Genomic DNA, 17,592 nt, shown 5'->3' with positions numbered 1-17,592 from the left:
ATATGGTAGAATGAAATGTATAGAAAAACCAGCCTTTATTTGGCTGGTTTATATTTTTAATTTTTCTAAGATTCCACCTCCTGAATAAACAGGTTGATTTCCGCCCTGATCAATAATTCATCATTATGAAAGGTTTCACAGAAGATGTGGCAGATGTTCTCAAACTGTGAAATAAGAGATGCCTTTGAAATAATTTTGTCATTCACTTTTGGAAGGGCAAAAACCTCAATTTTCTTGATATTGGTAATAAACCCGATCACTTTTGTATCTGCTTCAGGATTTTCAAAGAAGCTTTGTCCAAGGATGGATGAGCAGGTCTGCGCCAGGTTTTCAATTAATCCGGCTTCTACAAACTCATTGTTGTGAACAAATACATTATCTTCTTTTATTTCAAAGGAAGTCACTACTTTTTCCTTGGTCAGTTCCAGAATATAGTCTGCCATAAGCATCGGTTCACGATGCGGTAAAAAGTTGTGTATATTGATGATATTATCTTCCTTTATTTCCATTTCCTGTTTATTTTACAGCGGTTTTCATTTGAGATTTTGCAATCACTTCACCGTTTAGTTTGGTAACGATATCTACCAGGGTAACTCCCATTACTTCATTGAGGATGGTTACTTCAGATTTCAGCTGGTCTCCTATTTTGGGCAATATTTCAGCTTCAAAAGATTTGATGGCTCCGATATATCCGGTAGGAGCATCTTTTCCCAGCAGATAATATTTGTATCCGGTATGCAGCGCTACACTCTGTGCCTGATGCTCAATCAGTCCGGAAGCCTGAAATAATCCGTCCTGGATGAAAAGGTTATCTTCTTTGATCTCAAAACCAGATAAAAGATGGCTTTCAGAATATTCTGATAGTTCATGCACCATCACAAAAGGAAAACGTTGCGGGATTAGACTTTCTACAAAATCTCTATCGGAGGTCGGCAGTCTGTTTTCCATTAGCAAACTGTTAATAAAGCACAAGAATAAGCGAATCTTCCACTTTCAGGAACACAAAGAAGTACTTTTTCCCCTTTTTTCAATGTCCCGGAATTCATTAATTCTTCAAGCGCAACGAAGATAGATCCAGCACCAATATTTCCAATGTCAGATAGGTTATAGAACCATTTTTCTGCAGGGAAATCCATACCTTTTTTAGCAAACTCTTCTTTCAGTCCGTCTTTGAAGTATCCTGAAGAAATATGAGCCAATACATGATCAATTTTTTCCGGATCCAGATTATGTTTATCAAAGGAAGATCTTAAGCTTTCTGCTCCTTTTACAAGGATATATTTATCAAGGATCTTAGTATCCTGTTTGATGGCGAAGATAGATTGCTTCAACCAGTCATCAGAAGGGTAATCTGCCCATGATTTCAGGCTTCCGTCTTCCAGTTTGTCACATCCTGCATACATACATGCTTCAATTTCGTGAGCATAAGAATAGAAATCAATGAATTCTACTTTTAAAGAAATACCGGTTTCTCTTGGTTTATTTTGCAGCAGAAAAGCACCTGCGCCGTCAGAAAGCATCCATCTCAGGAATTCTCTTTTGAAAGCGATGATAGGTCTTTCTTCCAGTAATTTTAAATTTTCTGCTTCATGGTTGAATTTATCAGCAGTCATCCATGCAGACATTCTTTCGGAACCTGCACATACAGCACTTTCCTGTACACCGGCTCTTACAGAAAGGAATCCATAATTAAGTGCATTCATCCCAGAGTTGCAAAGACCCGTTGAAGTATTAATCTCAATAGATTTTCCGATGTTCAGTTCACCATGTACCATAGAAGCGTGAGAAGGCTGGATCTGGTCTGGTGAAGTAGTTCCTACGGATAATAATTTCATATCTTCCTTTTTGAAATTCTCATCAAAAAGTCCTTCAATTGCTTTTGCAGTAAGCTGCGCATTAGAGTGTGTAGGGTTTCCTTCTTTGTCTAAAGCGTAGTATCTTGTCGTGATTTTATTATTTCTTAGGATAAGTGATTTTGCTTTAGATGGCGCATCATTGATAAGCCCAAGATAAGTCTCCATTTCATCATTCGCTACCGGCTCATTGGGTAAGTATTTTGATGCTTTTGTTATAAATACGTCGTACATTCTATTTTAAATTAATTCCTTGTAAATATCTTTTTTGTTTTTGTCTTTTAAACCAAAATATAGGGGTTGTAAGCAGGTGTAAAACCAAAACGACAGGTGAGATGATCCATATCGCTGCCATCAAATATACCTTAAAGAATTTTATCAGCAATGGACGTTTCTCTTTTTTCTTGATAATCAGATTAGACCATACTGTGAAAATTTTGTTTCCTACCTTCTCTACCCGTACCAAAAACGCACGGATTTCAATGGCTCCGTTTTTAACGAGTTCCGGCTGCAAATTATTAAAGTCATTATTATTAAAATGTCTTTCAATAATCTCGCCATACTTTACTGAGCCTGTAATTTCTTCGTCAGAAACCCCTGCTGCAGGAAGCATTCCTGATTTTTCTTTCTGGCCTGTTGTAAGCCATCGAAGAATAGTCAATACACTCGTATAATTGTCGTGTCTGTCTACCAATGCAATATTCCCAATAAGTTTAGCCTGTAAATCTCTTAAATATACCTTTAATTTCTCCTGGGAAAGCATCCACATATTTCTGGTTCCGGAGATTGTGACTACAGGTGTATCTTTAAGGATGCGTTCTGCATAACCACTCTTTAAGAATGAAATGATAGGAATGGATGGTGTGAGATACCATACCTGATACCCAAAAAGGATAAGGTCGTATTTTTTGTTCAGAATTTCTTCCGAAGGCGGCAGAATTTCATTTGGAATCTGTAAATAAGACTCTGGAAAAGTGTTGAAAAAAACATCACCTGGCCAGGGGAAAGGAAAATCTTCCTTAAGCTGAATGTTATAATAGGTTACATCGTATTTCTCCTTCTGAGCTTCAAAAGGTTTAGCAATGTTCCTCACGATATCTTCGAGTTGTCCGGTTTGCGAATAATATATGACAAGTATATTTTTCTTCATTAGTTTTCTTTAGCGTTTACAAAAATATGTTTTTCATATTTATTATTTAGTTTTAAATACTTTTAATGATTCAGAACTAAATTCCAATGTATAATTATCATTTTCAAAAGAAGAGTTCTTTGTATTGACAAAAATGATGGTCTCAGGAAGGTCCTGTATATCATTCATGGTAAAGATATCATCTGAGATCAAAAGAACATCAATTTTTTTACTCACTTCCGAAAGGTCTTTTATATATTGTATCTTTCTTCTTTTTACCAGATAGCTGTGCGCCGCTATTGCTCTTTTTTCATCATTTTTCATCAGAGAAAAAATTCTTCGGCTGGCCTGATATAAAGTCAATAAAGCATCTTTTTGTCCGAAGTCATCTGCTATGTGAAGAATGTTGGCTTCATTGGAAATATGCTTATTCAGTTCGAAATATACTGATTTTTTGGTGTTGAAGTCTTCTTTTACTTCTTTTACCACTTCACTGTCTTTATAAAGGAAGCTCAGGAACAGTTTCTTTTTAAAATAATTCTCATCCTCAATCTCTTCTCTCAGTTTGGCAAATTCTTCCCTGAAATAAGCATTGATCTTCTTTGTTCTTTCAGAATAATTCTTGCCAAAACTCATATCGTCTTTGCTGATTCTGCTGCCTACTTTTACGGTAATACTTCCGTCATAGATAATGAAATCTCCTTTGGGTAGTACTTCAGAATTTCCATGAATGTAAAGCGGAAGGACATCCAGCCCGAATTGCTCAGCAAGATAGAATGCTCCTTTATGGAATCTTTTGACATCATTGGTATAAGAACGTTCTGCCTCAGGGAAAACCACCAAAGAATATCCCTGTGCAATTTTTTCTTTCAGCTTATCCATTCCATTTTCAATCCCTTGTGAAACTGGATAGAAGCCCAATGCTTTTACCAGTTTTCCGAAAACGGGGGATTCATATACCCAGTCATTCACCAGATAGATGATTTTGTGGGTCGCCATGGCAATGGCCAGTGTGTCTAAGAAAGAAGTATGATTGGCGATAATAACGGCTGGTTTGCTGAAATCTTCAGTTGTATTTTTAATGACTCTTTTCTTTACAAAAGGACTTAAATAAAGTACTGATGTTAAAAATTTAGCCAGAATCAGTTTGATAATATCTAACGTTTTTCCTTTCGAATTTTTAATAAATAAACTTCCGAAAGCTGAAAATACCAATCCACCCAATCCGTAATATAAAAACGAAAATACAGCCCGTAAAAATAATCTGAAAGTAATGGGAGAGAGACCTTTTCTCGCCCGGTTGGTAATGAATAATCTGAACCAGAAAGGATAGAGGGTAGATGTAATAATAATGACAGAGAACATTCCGATCAGGGCTACTAATGCTAATGAATGCAGCGCGGGATGCTTAGCAAAGATCAGAGATCCAATGGAGAGGATGGTGGTGAAAACCGCAAGAATAATGGATGTTCTATAGGTTGGTAATTCATTTTTTCCTGTTGTGTGCTCTTTTTGCATAGCCTGTGTGAGGAAGATACTGAAATCGTCTCCTACTCCAAAGACCAATGTACATACTACGGTACTGAAAATATTGAGTTCTAATCCTAAGAAATAAAGAATTCCTGCTGTTACAATTCCTGTCAGAACAATCGGGAACATCGTAAGAATAGTTAATTCAAGATTTCTGAAGAACACAATAATCGTAAGAACAATTGCTAAAAGAGAATAATTGATTAATGTATTGAAGTCTCTCTTCAGCAAGCCCAGGAAATTTTCGTTCATCTGCTGGCGGTCAATCGCAAGAGCATCATGTTTCTTTTCGATATCTTTGATGAAAGTATCTCTTTTATTTTCGTCTACTTTTACGACATTGGAAACCGTGTAAAAACCATTTTCACTGCTCATGAATTCTGAAATCTGAAGAGCTTTTACCTTTTCATAATCTTTAAGGCTTAATGCAGTGTAATTTTTATGCAGAGCTTCATTGAAGTTGTCAAATGCTGAACCATTGAACCCAAATTTGTTTCCATTGCTGATCAGTTCAGAAATAGTCTGATTTTTCTTAGAGTCATTCCAGAAGCTGTTCCATTTTTCAATCTTTTTTTGCTGGTCTTTTTCTGAGAGTACAATGCTTCCTATAGAATTGTAGCTTAATATTTTCCCTTCTTTTTTCTCTTTTTCAAGGAAGCTGTTTAGTTCAGAATTTCTGGTTAATGCCTCCTCTTCAGAATTTCCATAAGAAATTGTATAAATAGATTTTGAAGTAATATCCGAAAGCTTCTGTAGTTTGGCTTCACTGATTTTCAGATCTTTTGGAATATAATTAAGATCACCAATATCTTCATTAAAACCTACATGTCTGAATCCAAACAGACAGGCAAGAATGATAATAGAGCATCCTATGATCAGAGGTTTGTTTTTCTCATAAGGATAAGATCCTATTTTGTCGATGAAATTGGTATTGAGATCTTTTCCCTTTTCTTTTGGTTTATATAGCTGAGGAACAATAATCAATGCCGAAATTGAAGAGAGAATGACAGTGATCGCTGCAAAGAGCCCGAGGTCTTTCAATGCTTCGGAACGTACAAAAACCAGACATAAGAATGAAACAGCTGTCGTTGCACTGCTCAGTATAATAGGCTGGGTAATTTCTTTGTAAAGCTCTTCAATATTATTATTGTGCTTGTAGTGGGTAAGAATATGCAGGGCATAATCTATCGTAATCCCGATCAGAATGGCTCCCACACTTAATGAAATTGCTGAAATTTTATCTTTAATAAAATACAGAATCAATAAGGCGAGAAGTACCGAGAATACTGTTGGTAAAAAGACAATGATGGGAGTAAAGAAATTCCTGAAATAATAGATCAGAAGGATCAAAAGAACCGTCATAGAAATTACTACCGTATTCTGAATATCTTTTTTGATCTGTTTGGCATTGGCTACGGCAATCACCGGAGAACCGAAATAACTGATTTCTGTTTTTCCCTTGAATTGTTTATTAATGCCGTCTTTTATTAAGTTGAGCTGATCTACGAAAACTTCATTGGCTTTCGTATCATTACTTTTGTTTTTCGGATCAATAAAAAGTAAGAGATTTTTTCCGTCTTTGGTTACAATGTAGCTGTCTTCAAGCTTAAAGTCCTTACTGATATTTAAGGCATTCAGTTTTTTGATCCCTAAAAAAGTAAGCCCCAAAGGATCTTTTTTGATAAATTCTTTTGTAACAAGACTGGTGGGAGAAACCAATGAGATGTAATTGTTCTCTACCTGTTTGGCAATGCTGTCTTTCTGAAGCTTTCTATCAATTTCCTTATAATCATTTTCATTGAGGAATAATGGTAAATTTTGGCTGACGAAATCAAATGTTTCCGATATCTCATTATCATTCACTTTGCCCTGAACAGAACCTATATACTTTTGTAAAGGTTCTATCTTTTTCAAAAAAGTATCTGCCGTTTCAGAAAGCTGGAAGCTGTCTTCATTGGATTTATTCTCGATAATAACGATGATCTTATCCGAAAAATTAAGCTGCTTAAGAACTTTTGCCGTAAGATCAGATTTTTCATTTTTAGGAATGATCTGATTAATGTCTTCCTCAAAATTGATCTTGGAAGCAAAAAATAGACATAAAACAGCAATTCCTAAGGCTGTAACTACAGATAGGATTTTATTTCTGGAAATCAGATAATATAAAAATATAAAAAAGCGGTGCATTGCATGTAAATCAAGTCTGCAAATTTAAATTTTTAAGCATTAGTTCAAAATAGTTAGAGATAAGTTTTGACTGAAAATCAATAAAATATTCTAGGAAGAATGAAAAAATATTCTACTTTTGCAAAAGTTCCCCTTTAAAAAAATGTATTTTAAATCACAATTATTATTAAAAAATAAGAATCTGTTTTAGATATGTTGAAAAGAAATGATGAAAAAATAAACGGATTTCTATTTGTAATAGTACTTCCGCTTCTTCTGTTTGCGATGTCTTATTATGGATTTGAATCTTCCTATACAAGACTGAAAACATCAGAAACCACTCCCGACTTCTTATTTTCCTCGGTATATGCCTACAGGGTGATTCCCAATTACCTGAGTGTGCAGATTACAGATTTGATGTATCATCTGATCAACGGTCCTTTTTCTTTCTTTAAAGATTTTTTATCAAAAAACGGAACGCCTTTCTATCACGGGCTTTTCCTTATGAATAGTGTGTTTTTTATTGGATGCTCACTGATCTTAAATGCTGTATTTAAACTGAAGTCGACAGGTCTTCTTCTGAATCTTAATGCAAGAAGGATTATCCATCTTTTATCCGTTTTTTTTATCGTAATAACTCAGTATGCACCAACAAATTGTGATACGATTGCACTTTTCTGCTATCTGGCAGGTGTGTTTTTAACCCTGAAATATTTAGATACCAATAAAAAAATCTTCTATTTTATTCTCATTGGCCTTATCGGAATTTCCACTTTGGTAAGAGAGACTGCCTGTCTGAATATTGCTTTTTTTGCCGCAGTATTTTTCAATATTGGCGAATTGAAGAAAGGGAATTATCAGGTGATCTGGAAAATAATACCTCTGGTTACTGCTTTTATTGTTCCTTATCTGGGATTGAGAGCTCTGCTTGTACAGGATGAAACTACCTTTGTAGAAGGGTTTTATATTAATAGAAATTTTTCAAGTCCCTTCAATCTTGCAGGATTGGTCTTTGCGATCATAGTGATTTACTTTATATACAGGCTTTGTACTGACGAGGAAAACAGAAACATTTTTGGAAAATATTTCTTCTTTTCAATTCCTTACCTTATCATGATCACTTTAGTAGGTCTTTTTTGGGAGGTGAGGCTTTTTCTGCCTTTAGTTCTGACAGGAATTATCACAGCATATCATCAGTTTAAAAAAACATCAGAGAATTAGCATGAGTTTACTACATCCATATTATATTATTGCAATCCTCTATATGCTGTTCTTCAGTATTCAGGAGGTGTATGGGAAAAAGGTTGATAAAAAATGGTTCTGGTTCCTTGCTGTTTATTTTATTATTATTGTCGGGCTTAGAAATGAGGTAGGTCCTGACTATGGAAGTTACAAAGGGATTTATATTTACTCTGACACCAAAAGCTATTACAGTATCTTTATGAAGATGCTCCATATGGAAGGGTCTGAAAACCTGGATGTAGAGTGGCTGTATACGCTGATTAATAAAATACTTCTCAATTTTTTTAATGCACCTTTTTATATGCTGACCCTGGTCATTGCTATTTTTGCGATGATCTTTAAAGTAGAATATACAGAAGACAATACATTTTATCCATTTACCTTTACCCTTTTTATGTTTATTCCCAATTTCTTTATCGGAGAAAGCGGACAGATCAGACAAAACCTGGGAACCTTTATCGTTTACTTTGCGATACGGTATATCAAAGAACGGAAATTCTGGCATTACTTATTTTTCATATTCATAGGATCTGGTATACACAGTGTCTGTTATTTATTCCTGCCAATGTACTGGCTGGCCCGTGTTCCGCTGAACAAAACAATAATGCTGATTATGATCATTGGCTCTGTCTTTCTGTCCCCGTTTGAGATATACAGGAGCTTTGGTGGTTTCCTGGATGGGATGGCGTCGAATAGTACACTTGTAGAAGGTTTCAACGGATATATGGATGAAACAGTACAGCGATTGAATGGTGGCATCGGAATTCCGGAGGTGATGATGGCGATCCTGACCTTCTTCCTTTTTGTTTTCGATACCAAGATGAAAGAACTTTACCCTTATTATGAATACCATAGAAACTATGCTGTGATAGGGATTTGCCTGTACTTTATCTTTAGAAATAACCCTATTTTCTCATCGAGACTTGCAGGAGCGTTCATTGGATTCTCGTATATCATTATTCCGAATGCCATGTATGTGGTTTCGGCGAGGACCAAAAACATGATTTATGCATTTATTATTTCGCTCGTTGTCTTCAATTTTGTTGTCTTCTCACTCTTTAATAATATCAAGGCGGGACGATTTTCGATAGAGCGTTATAGAAATCATATTCTTCCATAAGATTTTTGGAAGTAAAAATATAAAGACAGCTTTTTTAGCTGTCTTTTTTTGTGGAATGAGATTGTTGGGGTTTGTACTGTTTATAAGGGTTTTGTTTGTGTTATTAATAACATAATTTAAATATTTTATTTTAATATATAAAATAAATCTATTTTTGTTGATGTGGGCTTAAAAATTGCACTTTGCAAATTGCACTCAAATCAATAAGGTATGAAAAAGTTAGTTGGAAAATTAACGGCAGCTATCTGCCTGATATTGTTGGGGATATATTCTAAAGGTAGTGTCAGAAAAAGTATTCCCTCAGCTGAGCATAATGTATTAATTAATCATCGTATAGACTCACTCACCAGACCAGCGAGTGAATTGAAAAAAGTATTACTTCCGGATTGGAAAAAAGCACCTAACAGCTACATCTTTGACCCTAATCAGAATAGTGAAGGGTTGCTTGTTCCGGTAAAGAAAGCATATGCGATGTGGGAAGGAGGTGGCTATCTCAACGGGAATGGTATTCCGGTAGGAACCGTGACGGCGGATGTACTTTGGGAAGATGCTCATGGCCTGATAAAATCAGGAGTAAATTATGCTCTCGAAATAATAGGGACAGGGCAGGATGCTAAAATAAAAGTTCCCATCAACAAAACAAAACAAGGAAATGCCGTGGTTGCCTTTAAAGTAAATGGAGAAATCTATTGGAGCTGGCATATCTGGGTTACTGATGATCCTACCAATGGAACAGTCTATAGAAGCTTCAATAACATTAAAAGGATGAAATCAGACGGCATAACCGAAGTCATCCCCGATACAGATTGGAAATGGATGGATAGGAATCTCGGCGCGCTTACCAGTTCTATCACCTCCTCAGACTGGAATCGAAGTATAGGACTTCTGTATCAATGGGGACGAAAAGACCCAATTCCACCATTGGTCACCAGAGGGAATGATTTCTACGAAGCTTCAGGATCTATAGGAAGAGTCAGACATAGAGGCGCAAAAAATATGACCAATGCTGTAAGTATTGATGATCTTAGAAAATTCGTTTTACTTTCCGGTGCAGAGGTTACCAATAATTTAAGACTTTCTGTGAAAAATCCACTCAGCCTTATCTATGTCAATAAAGAGGATAACTCCGGTCAGGCTTACTACAATAATAATGTTAATTTACCTGTTAATTGGTTTGGGAAGTCTACAACTTTGCCTACCAACCGGCTTTCAGAGCTTAATCTTTGGTCTGATAATGCACAAGGGAAAATAGAAGCTGTTTATAATACCGATGACAAAGCAAAACCTTATCGGGATAAATCTTCTTATGACCCATGTCCCAACGGATGGCGTATACCGTCTATGCTGGTTGCGAATCTGGCCTCAGGATCCTATATTGATGATATCAGAATAGACTTTTCACCTTTCGGAGTGAAAACAAATATGGCGAAAAATGTTTTTGAAACCAATAAATACCATATTATAAAGCCTACTAATGCCGGAGTTCCCGCATTTATGACAGGGTTTAAGGTGTATCCTAACCTCGGTTTTGATCTTTCTGCAGTTGGAGGTTACAATATGGGAATATTTCCGGGAAACGGGCAGCTTATCAGAGGAGCGCACTTGGGACAGTATAGTGATCAGCATCATATTGCATTGTGGACGGCTACTATGGCCCGGCAGTTTGATGCTTCCCCTGCTGTTACCGTTAGAGGACTTTCTATGATTCCGGATAAGACACAGCCTGATATTCCGGATGCTAATTACCCCAATATCAAAGGGCGTTATTATTACTTTCCTATGTCAGTAATGTATACCTCAGATGCGAATGGATGCAGATGTATAAAAGATCCTTTATATCTCGTGAATGATTATGACTTTCCTACGGAATATCTGCCTGCAGAAACAGAATATAGAGAAGGAATTGATAATCCAAATACCTACCAGATTGTAAAAAGCGGTACAGCGGTTGTTATTGAAATTCCAGTGAGTAAGGCATTTTCGGTACAGAGTCAATTGCTGAATAATTCAGAGGTATTAAACCCTTCCAATTTTAATAATTTAAAAGGAAACGTTCTCTGGACTACAAATACTGGTCTTATCAATAGAATTTCAATAATAAATCCATCACCCTCTTCAGTGCAAAACATTGCTAATTCAAAAATAGCTGTAGAAATAGCTCCTGATCAGAGTGGAAATGCTGTGGTAACATTGCATAACGGCAGTATATCAGCTCCGGTATATTGGAGCTGGCATATCTGGGTTACAGATTCTCCTATACAATCTTACACTTATACCACAGAACCTCCTGTAGTAGTATCGAATTATGTGAATTATGTAAACAAAGCGGATGTGATATTACAGACCACTTTTATGGATCGTAATCTTGGGGCAACAGATGCTTTTCCCAATGTTGCAAATCCCCTTACACCTACTGCTGATGAACTCCTGAAGATACGCGCTTCTACGGGATTGCACTATCAATGGGGGAGAAAAGACCCTATTCCTACCTTCCAGAATGCAGATAACAGAAGCTTCTACAATATTTCTTTAGGAACTGCTGCTGCCCATGGAACAGTTTCATACGCTGTCCTTACTCCAGCTGATTACAACAATCTTTCAGGTAGTTATATAGTTCCTTACAATACCTATGCTGCTGCATCAAATGTACAGATTACAGACAAGCCGGGAGATAAGGTTTCCAAGATACTGTCTTATTCCGTTAAAAACCCTTTGGTATATATGATTCCAAGTACGTTTGCTCCTTTTAACAGTGCAACACCCAATTATACCAACGGGACAGACTGGCTGGCAACAGAGCCAAGCCTGGCTCCTGACAGATGGGGAAGAGGAGGTGAAAAATCTCCTTTCGATCCTTGTCCGGAAGGCTGGCGAATTCCTGACCTGACGAATGCAGCTTTGGTTTCAGGAAATGATTTTGGGCAGACACCCTGGTATAAGAAAGATAAAAATGTAGCCACATCATATAGTATTGTTACAGATTACTCAGGAACCAGAGTGAGAAATTCTACCAATTCTACCATAGGATATCTGTTTAATAATCCTGTCTATCCTTTAGGAAACTATCCGGATTCAGGATCAAGAGGATTCAGGAGTGTGATTGCCAATCAGACCGCACAGGGAACATTCAGTGTTCTCAATTTTCAGTATCCGGCTGTCTGGACGGCTGCTTTAACTTCAAATTATCTGGGAAGACCGGTTAATGTACTTTTTGATGCTGCTGCTTCTACCAACCGGATCATGGTCTTTCATGATAATAATGATCCGTATTTTGCTGCGGGGTGCCGATGTGTGAAAATAGAATATGATGCCAATGGTAATGAAGAAGGGCCTGCTTCCAGAATTACAGTAATCCCAGATAGTCCCACATTGAGTACTGCCAATACCAAGATTGAAGAGATGGAGAACAGGATTACTTTATACCCAAGTCCGGTTTCCAATGTCCTGTATATTAAAGCTGCGGAAAATAAAGAATATCGTTTCCAGATTTTTAATGCATTGGGTCAGCTTGTAAAATCCGGGCATTTTATAAATAATCAGGCGGATTTGTCATCTTTGAATGCAGGAGTGTATCTGATAAGAATAAATAATTCAGAAGCAGTTGTTAAAATTATAAAACGATAAATCCTGAAAATGAGGATTCAAAAAGCAGAATAAGGTCTCTTGTTCTGCTTTTTTCATATATAGGCATATATCTTATATCTATTATGGTTGATGAAAAATTCTATATAATAAATGTTTAATCTACATAAAGGTCTAAAACCTATACTACAAAGGACTTGAATCTTTAAAAAATGTGAGTTGAAAAGAGGTATAAACCATCTGAATTGTTAAATTAAACCCGTTTTACAAAAAGTATATAATAAAAAAGCTTTACTTTTGCAAAAATTTTTAGTTAGAATGTCGAAAAATTTAGTAATCGTAGAGTCCCCGGCAAAAGCAAAAACTATTCAGAAATATTTAGGAAAGGATTTTGAAGTAAAATCCAGTTTCGGGCACATCCGGGACCTTCCTAAAAAAGGGATGGGGATAGACCTTACTACATTCAGTCCTGATTACGAAGTTTCAGCAGACAAGAAGAAATTGGTAACCGAATTAAAGGCTGCAGTAAAGAAAGCCGATATGGTATGGCTCGCTTCCGATGAGGACCGCGAAGGGGAAGCTATTGCATGGCACCTGGCGGATGAATTGAAATTGAAGCCTGAAAACAGAAAAAGAATTGTTTTCCATGAGATTACCAAAAATGCCATTCTAAAAGCAATCGACAATCCAAGAGATATAGATCAGAACTTAGTAAATGCCCAGCAGGCAAGAAGAGTGCTGGACAGAATTGTAGGTTTTGAAATGTCACCCGTTTTATGGAAGAAAGTAAAACCGGGACTATCTGCAGGAAGAGTACAATCTGTAGCTGTACGATTAATCGTTGAAAGAGAAAAGGAGATTCGTGAGTTTATGCCAAAAGCAAGTTTTAAACTTGACGGAATCTTTTTAAATAAAACAGAGCAGGAAATAGCTGCTAAACTAAAGAAAGACTTCGAAAAAGAAGAAGATGCAGAAAAATTCCTGGAGCAGGCAAAAACTACAGAATTTAAAGTTCTGAATGTTGAAACCAAGCCCGGTACACGTTCCGCTTCAGCTCCCTTTACAACTTCTACATTACAGCAGGAGGCTTCCTCAAGACTTGGGTATAATGTAACCAATACCATGCGTATGGCACAAAGGCTGTATGAGGAAGGGTACATTACCTATATGAGAACAGACTCCGTAAACCTTTCTCAGGAAGCAATTGAAGGAGCAAAAAAACAAATCACATCAGAATACGGAGCAGAATATTCTTCTCCAAGAAATTATACTACAAAATCTGCTTCAGCACAGGAAGCTCACGAAGCAATCCGACCTACGGATTTTGGAGTGAAAAGCATAGGTGATGTACAGCTGAATAAATTATATCAACTTATATACAGAAGAACACTAGCTTCTCAGATGGCTAATGCCAAAATTGAAAAGACAGTGATCGAAATTGGAAATGCATCATTACCCCATCATTTTGAAGCACAGGGAGAGGTGATCATATTCGATGGTTTCCTGAGAGCTTACGGTATTGTGAAGACAGAGGATGAAGATGAAGAGAACAATGATAAATTGTTGCCAAAAGTAAGCGTAGGAGAGGTTTTAAACTATAAAACCATTACCGCTACTGAAAAATTCACAAGACCAAGTGCAAGATATACTGAAGCCGGATTGGTGCGAAAACTTGAAGAATTAGGGATTGGTAGACCATCTACTTATGCTCCAACGATTCAAACGATTCAGAATAGAGAATATGTGGATAAGAGAGAAGTTGAGCCGCATACCCGTGAAGTGGTCAAAATGTCTTTAGCAAAAGATAAGATCAAAAAAGTAGTTCTTGAAGAGAAATTTGGAGGAGATAAAAATAAATTTCTTCCTACAGATATAGGTGAAGTGGTGAATGATTTCCTGACAGATAACTTCAGAGAAATCCTTGACTACGGTTTCACAGCGAGAGTAGAAGAAAGCTTTGACGAAATTGCAAGTGGTGACCAGAAATGGAAAGAAATGATGACGAATTTCTACTCAAAATTCCACCCGAGAATTGAAGACGTAGAAGAAAATGCAGACCGTGCAACAGGAGACAGATTATTAGGAGTAGATCCGAAGACGGGTAAAAATGTTCATGCAAGAATCGGAAGATTTGGAGCGATGATCCAGATTGGAGAAACAGATGATGAAGAAAAACCAGTTTTTGCTTCATTAATGACAGGGCAGAATATTGCAACGATTACTTTTGAAGAGGCATTAGAATTATTCAAATTGCCATTCGATTTAAGTGAAGTTGACGGACAGCCGGTTTCTGTAGGGGTTGGTAGATTTGGACCTTATGTGAAATGGGGAGAAACTTATATCAGCATTCCGAAAGGGGAAGACCCTCTTTCTATAGATCAGAAACGTGCAGAGGAAATTATCAACGAAAAGAAAATTGCTGATGCTCCTATTGCCACTTATAAAGGAGAGCCGGTTACAAAAGGAACAGGAAGATTCGGGCCATTTATTAAGTACAAGGCTATTTTCGTAAATGTTCCAAAGAAATATGACTTTGAAAATCTTTCTCAAAGCGATATCAATGAATTAATTGATGCGAAACTTGAAAAAGAAGCCAACCGATATATCCAGCAGTGGGAAAAAGAAAAAATTTCTATTGAAAATGGAAGATGGGGACCTTTCATCAAATTCGGAAAAGCAATGTTCAAAATTCCGAAGAAAGCAGACGATACAAAATACGAAGCTGATGAATTGAAAGAACTTTCTTTAGATGAGGTTAAAAAATGGATTACAGATCAGGATCCTAAAGCCTTTGCAGAAAAGAAAAAACCTGCCGCGAAAAAAGCAGCCACAACCAAGAAGGCAGCTACGACAGCGAAAAAGCCTGCGGCTAAGAAACCGGCAGCTAAAAAATAAATAGTTTTTAATAAAATAGGAAAGCACAGATTTAGGTCTGTGCTTTTTTTGTTTTTATAAAGTTAGCTGCTAAGTGATAACATAGTTTTCTGTCTTATGATTTTCATTGAAATCGTTTAAAAAAAATAAAACTACATAGGATAATATGTTAAATTAATTTCCCTTTACTGGGATTTAATCTTGTGAATGACGATGATTACTTAGCTCTAAGTATAAATACGGAAATTGAAAATTCAGTACTAAAACTATGATTTTCAGCATTTTAATTCTTTAGTTTTACATCGTAATATTACAAACGGTGGAGTTCAGAAACCACTTTAAAAACGAGGCGGATTCTGAAAAGCCAAACGAGTAAGAAAACAAAACTATAAAATCATGGCAGAATTTAAATTTAGCGAAGAAGCTATTTCGCACGCATTAGAAGCAGCAAAAAGATCACACGAAGACAGTCAGGCAAGTCGCCGTTCATCTGGGGCGGAATCAGACTTAAGCCTTGCCAACGCCAGCGCAGGTTATCTTCTTGTAACAGCAGAGTGTATATCAATTACTGTTGAGAACAACAAAGTTTGTATCAACTTACCATTAGGTTTCGGGAAATATTGTTTTAGTATACCATTAAGTATTCCTAATGGAACGGCTGGTCAGGCTTGTTTATCTATTTGTACTACCTGGGGAATTCCAACAGGAATCAGAGTTACTATTATTATAGGTGGAATAACGATTATCAGCCAGTCATTCGGAAAGTGCTAATTAACAAGTACACGAATTAAAATAAAAGTCCGTCTCATGTCATATATGAGGCGGATTTGTTTTTACAGGTTTCATGAATGGAACCTTATCAAAGTTTTAAACTTTGACAAGGTTGATGAAAATACAAAGCCGTTAACAATTTGTTGACGGCTTTTTTTGTGAACAGAAAGAAACACGCTCCACTCAGTTCCTATGTTTTTTGTATGTTTGTTACATCAAGCAATTAATAAATTATTACATTCAAATTAAAATATGGATTTCGAAGACTTTATCATTTCACCAAGGAATTTCAAAACAGAAAGCTGGCAGATAGGAAATCGGATTACAAAAGAGATCAAAGAAGACAGTATTGTTCTTTTGTTTGTGTCAGATTACAGAGGAGTGGGCGGAGATGCAGAAGTGCAGGATTTTACAGCCGTAAGGAATGAGTTTTATAAACTTTCACAGATGGACTTTGAGATTCCTGTTGTGGATCTTGGAGATCTGGTGTCTGGGAAATCTGTTCAGGATACCCATTATATTTTGCAGGAAGTCCTGTCAGCATGTCACTATAAAAGAGCAATTCCTGTGATTGTAGGTGGATCCAATGATTTTGCCTTTTCATTATTTTCTGCTTTGAATTTTCATCAGAAAAACATCAATTATACCCAGATCAGTAATATTATCTCCCTTCAGCAGGGGGAAACAATCAATGAACATACTTTTCTAGGCAAAATTTTCGGTGCCAAGAATTTCTCCATTAAAAATTATCATCATTTAGGATATCAAAAACATTTGAATGAAATGGATTCTGTAAGATTGATCAAAGAAGTAGAGTTTGATATTATCCGTCTTGCTGAAATGATGAATTCTACAGAAAAAACAGAACCTTTCTTCAGAAAAACAGATCTGGTTACCTTAAACTGTGATGCTGTGGAAAGCTTCAGTGAGCCTTTTTCTATGAATCCACAGGTAAATGGATTAAACAGAAGAGAGATTTGCGCTTACATGAAAGAAATTGGATTAAGTGAAAATCTGAAATCTGTAGGGATTTTTAATTATAATATTTATTCAGAAAATCAGCTGAACCACCAGCTTTTAGCACAAATGTTATGGTATCTGATTGAAGGAATCAATATCCAGCACTCGCATCCGAAGGAAAGACATTATGAGCTGTTCTATGTTTTGATAGACGACAGACAATATGCTTTCAAGCGTGATACTTTCAGTAATTTGTGGTATTTTGGTGATGATGAAAATATAGAAAACTGCATTCCATGCTCCAGAAAAGATTTTGATGAAGCTAAAAAAGGATGGCTGAATGCAAGACTGACGAAATTTTAATG

Annotated in this window: 11 protein-coding genes; 6 read left to right on the top strand and 5 right to left on the bottom strand. The window is 36.4% G+C overall.

Annotated elements, in window-relative coordinates; all coding sequences use genetic code 11:
- Nucleotides 1-65: 65 nt before the first annotated feature.
- Genes AC57AW_RS00115 through AC57AW_RS00095 form a run of 5 tightly spaced genes read right to left on the bottom strand, consistent with a single transcriptional unit; the run spans nucleotide 66 to nucleotide 6,699 of the window.
- A complete protein-coding gene (locus tag AC57AW_RS00115; RefSeq protein WP_496350387.1) occupies nucleotides 66-509 on the bottom strand; it encodes a hotdog family protein in 444 nt (147 codons plus the stop codon).
- A 7-nt stretch (nucleotides 510-516) separates the two neighbouring features.
- Nucleotides 517-948 carry a hotdog family protein gene (locus tag AC57AW_RS00110; RefSeq protein ID WP_496350386.1) on the bottom strand — a complete coding sequence of 144 codons (432 nt, stop codon included), beginning with the start codon at nucleotides 946-948 and terminating at the stop codon, nucleotides 517-519.
- Nucleotides 948-2,087 (bottom strand): dialkylresorcinol biosynthesis protein DarB, encoded by a 1,140-nt coding sequence (gene darB / locus AC57AW_RS00105; RefSeq protein ID WP_318848339.1) that lies wholly within the window; start codon nucleotides 2,085-2,087, stop codon nucleotides 948-950. Before darB ends, AC57AW_RS00110 begins: the two co-directional genes overlap by 1 nt.
- Nucleotide 2,088: 1 nt before the next feature.
- Nucleotides 2,089-3,003: a dialkylrecorsinol condensing enzyme DarA gene (locus AC57AW_RS00100; RefSeq protein ID WP_318848338.1), complete on the bottom strand. Its 915-nt coding sequence runs from the start codon at nucleotides 3,001-3,003 to the stop codon at nucleotides 2,089-2,091.
- A 42-nt stretch (nucleotides 3,004-3,045) separates the two neighbouring features.
- A complete protein-coding gene (locus AC57AW_RS00095; RefSeq protein ID WP_496350385.1) occupies nucleotides 3,046-6,699 on the bottom strand; it encodes an MMPL family transporter in 3,654 nt (1,217 codons plus the stop codon).
- A gap of 192 nt (nucleotides 6,700-6,891) precedes the next feature.
- Between AC57AW_RS00095 and AC57AW_RS00090 the strand changes: the two genes are divergently transcribed.
- The 6 genes from AC57AW_RS00090 to AC57AW_RS00065 all read left to right on the top strand — a co-directional run bounded on the left by AC57AW_RS00090 (nucleotide 6,892) and on the right by AC57AW_RS00065 (nucleotide 17,590).
- Nucleotides 6,892-7,899, top strand: coding sequence for a hypothetical protein (locus tag AC57AW_RS00090; RefSeq protein ID WP_496350384.1), 1,008 nt, complete (start codon nucleotides 6,892-6,894; stop codon nucleotides 7,897-7,899).
- Between the two features lies 1 nt (nucleotide 7,900).
- Nucleotides 7,901-9,040, top strand: a complete 1,140-nt coding sequence (locus tag AC57AW_RS00085) for an EpsG family protein (protein WP_496350383.1) — start codon at nucleotides 7,901-7,903, stop codon at nucleotides 9,038-9,040.
- Nucleotides 9,041-9,250: 210 nt separating this feature from the next.
- The gene (locus AC57AW_RS00080; protein WP_496350382.1) at nucleotides 9,251-12,664 is read left to right on the top strand and encodes a T9SS type A sorting domain-containing protein; all 3,414 of its coding nucleotides are present in this window, start codon (nucleotides 9,251-9,253) and stop codon (nucleotides 12,662-12,664) included.
- Between the two features lie 276 nt (nucleotides 12,665-12,940).
- Nucleotides 12,941-15,517, top strand: a complete 2,577-nt coding sequence (topA, locus tag AC57AW_RS00075; protein ID WP_496350381.1) for a type I DNA topoisomerase — start codon at nucleotides 12,941-12,943, stop codon at nucleotides 15,515-15,517.
- A 375-nt stretch (nucleotides 15,518-15,892) separates the two neighbouring features.
- A complete protein-coding gene (locus AC57AW_RS00070; RefSeq protein ID WP_496350380.1) occupies nucleotides 15,893-16,267 on the top strand; it encodes a hypothetical protein in 375 nt (124 codons plus the stop codon).
- A gap of 252 nt (nucleotides 16,268-16,519) precedes the next feature.
- Nucleotides 16,520-17,590: a formimidoylglutamase gene (locus AC57AW_RS00065; protein WP_318848331.1), complete on the top strand. Its 1,071-nt coding sequence runs from the start codon at nucleotides 16,520-16,522 to the stop codon at nucleotides 17,588-17,590.
- Nucleotides 17,591-17,592 lie beyond the last annotated feature (2 nt).

The organism is Chryseobacterium sp. BGA-UO-ETr-SB22, assembly GCF_059567885.1.
The sequence above is the reverse complement of the archived record's forward strand: the minus strand, read 5'-3'. Positions and strand labels throughout refer to the sequence as shown.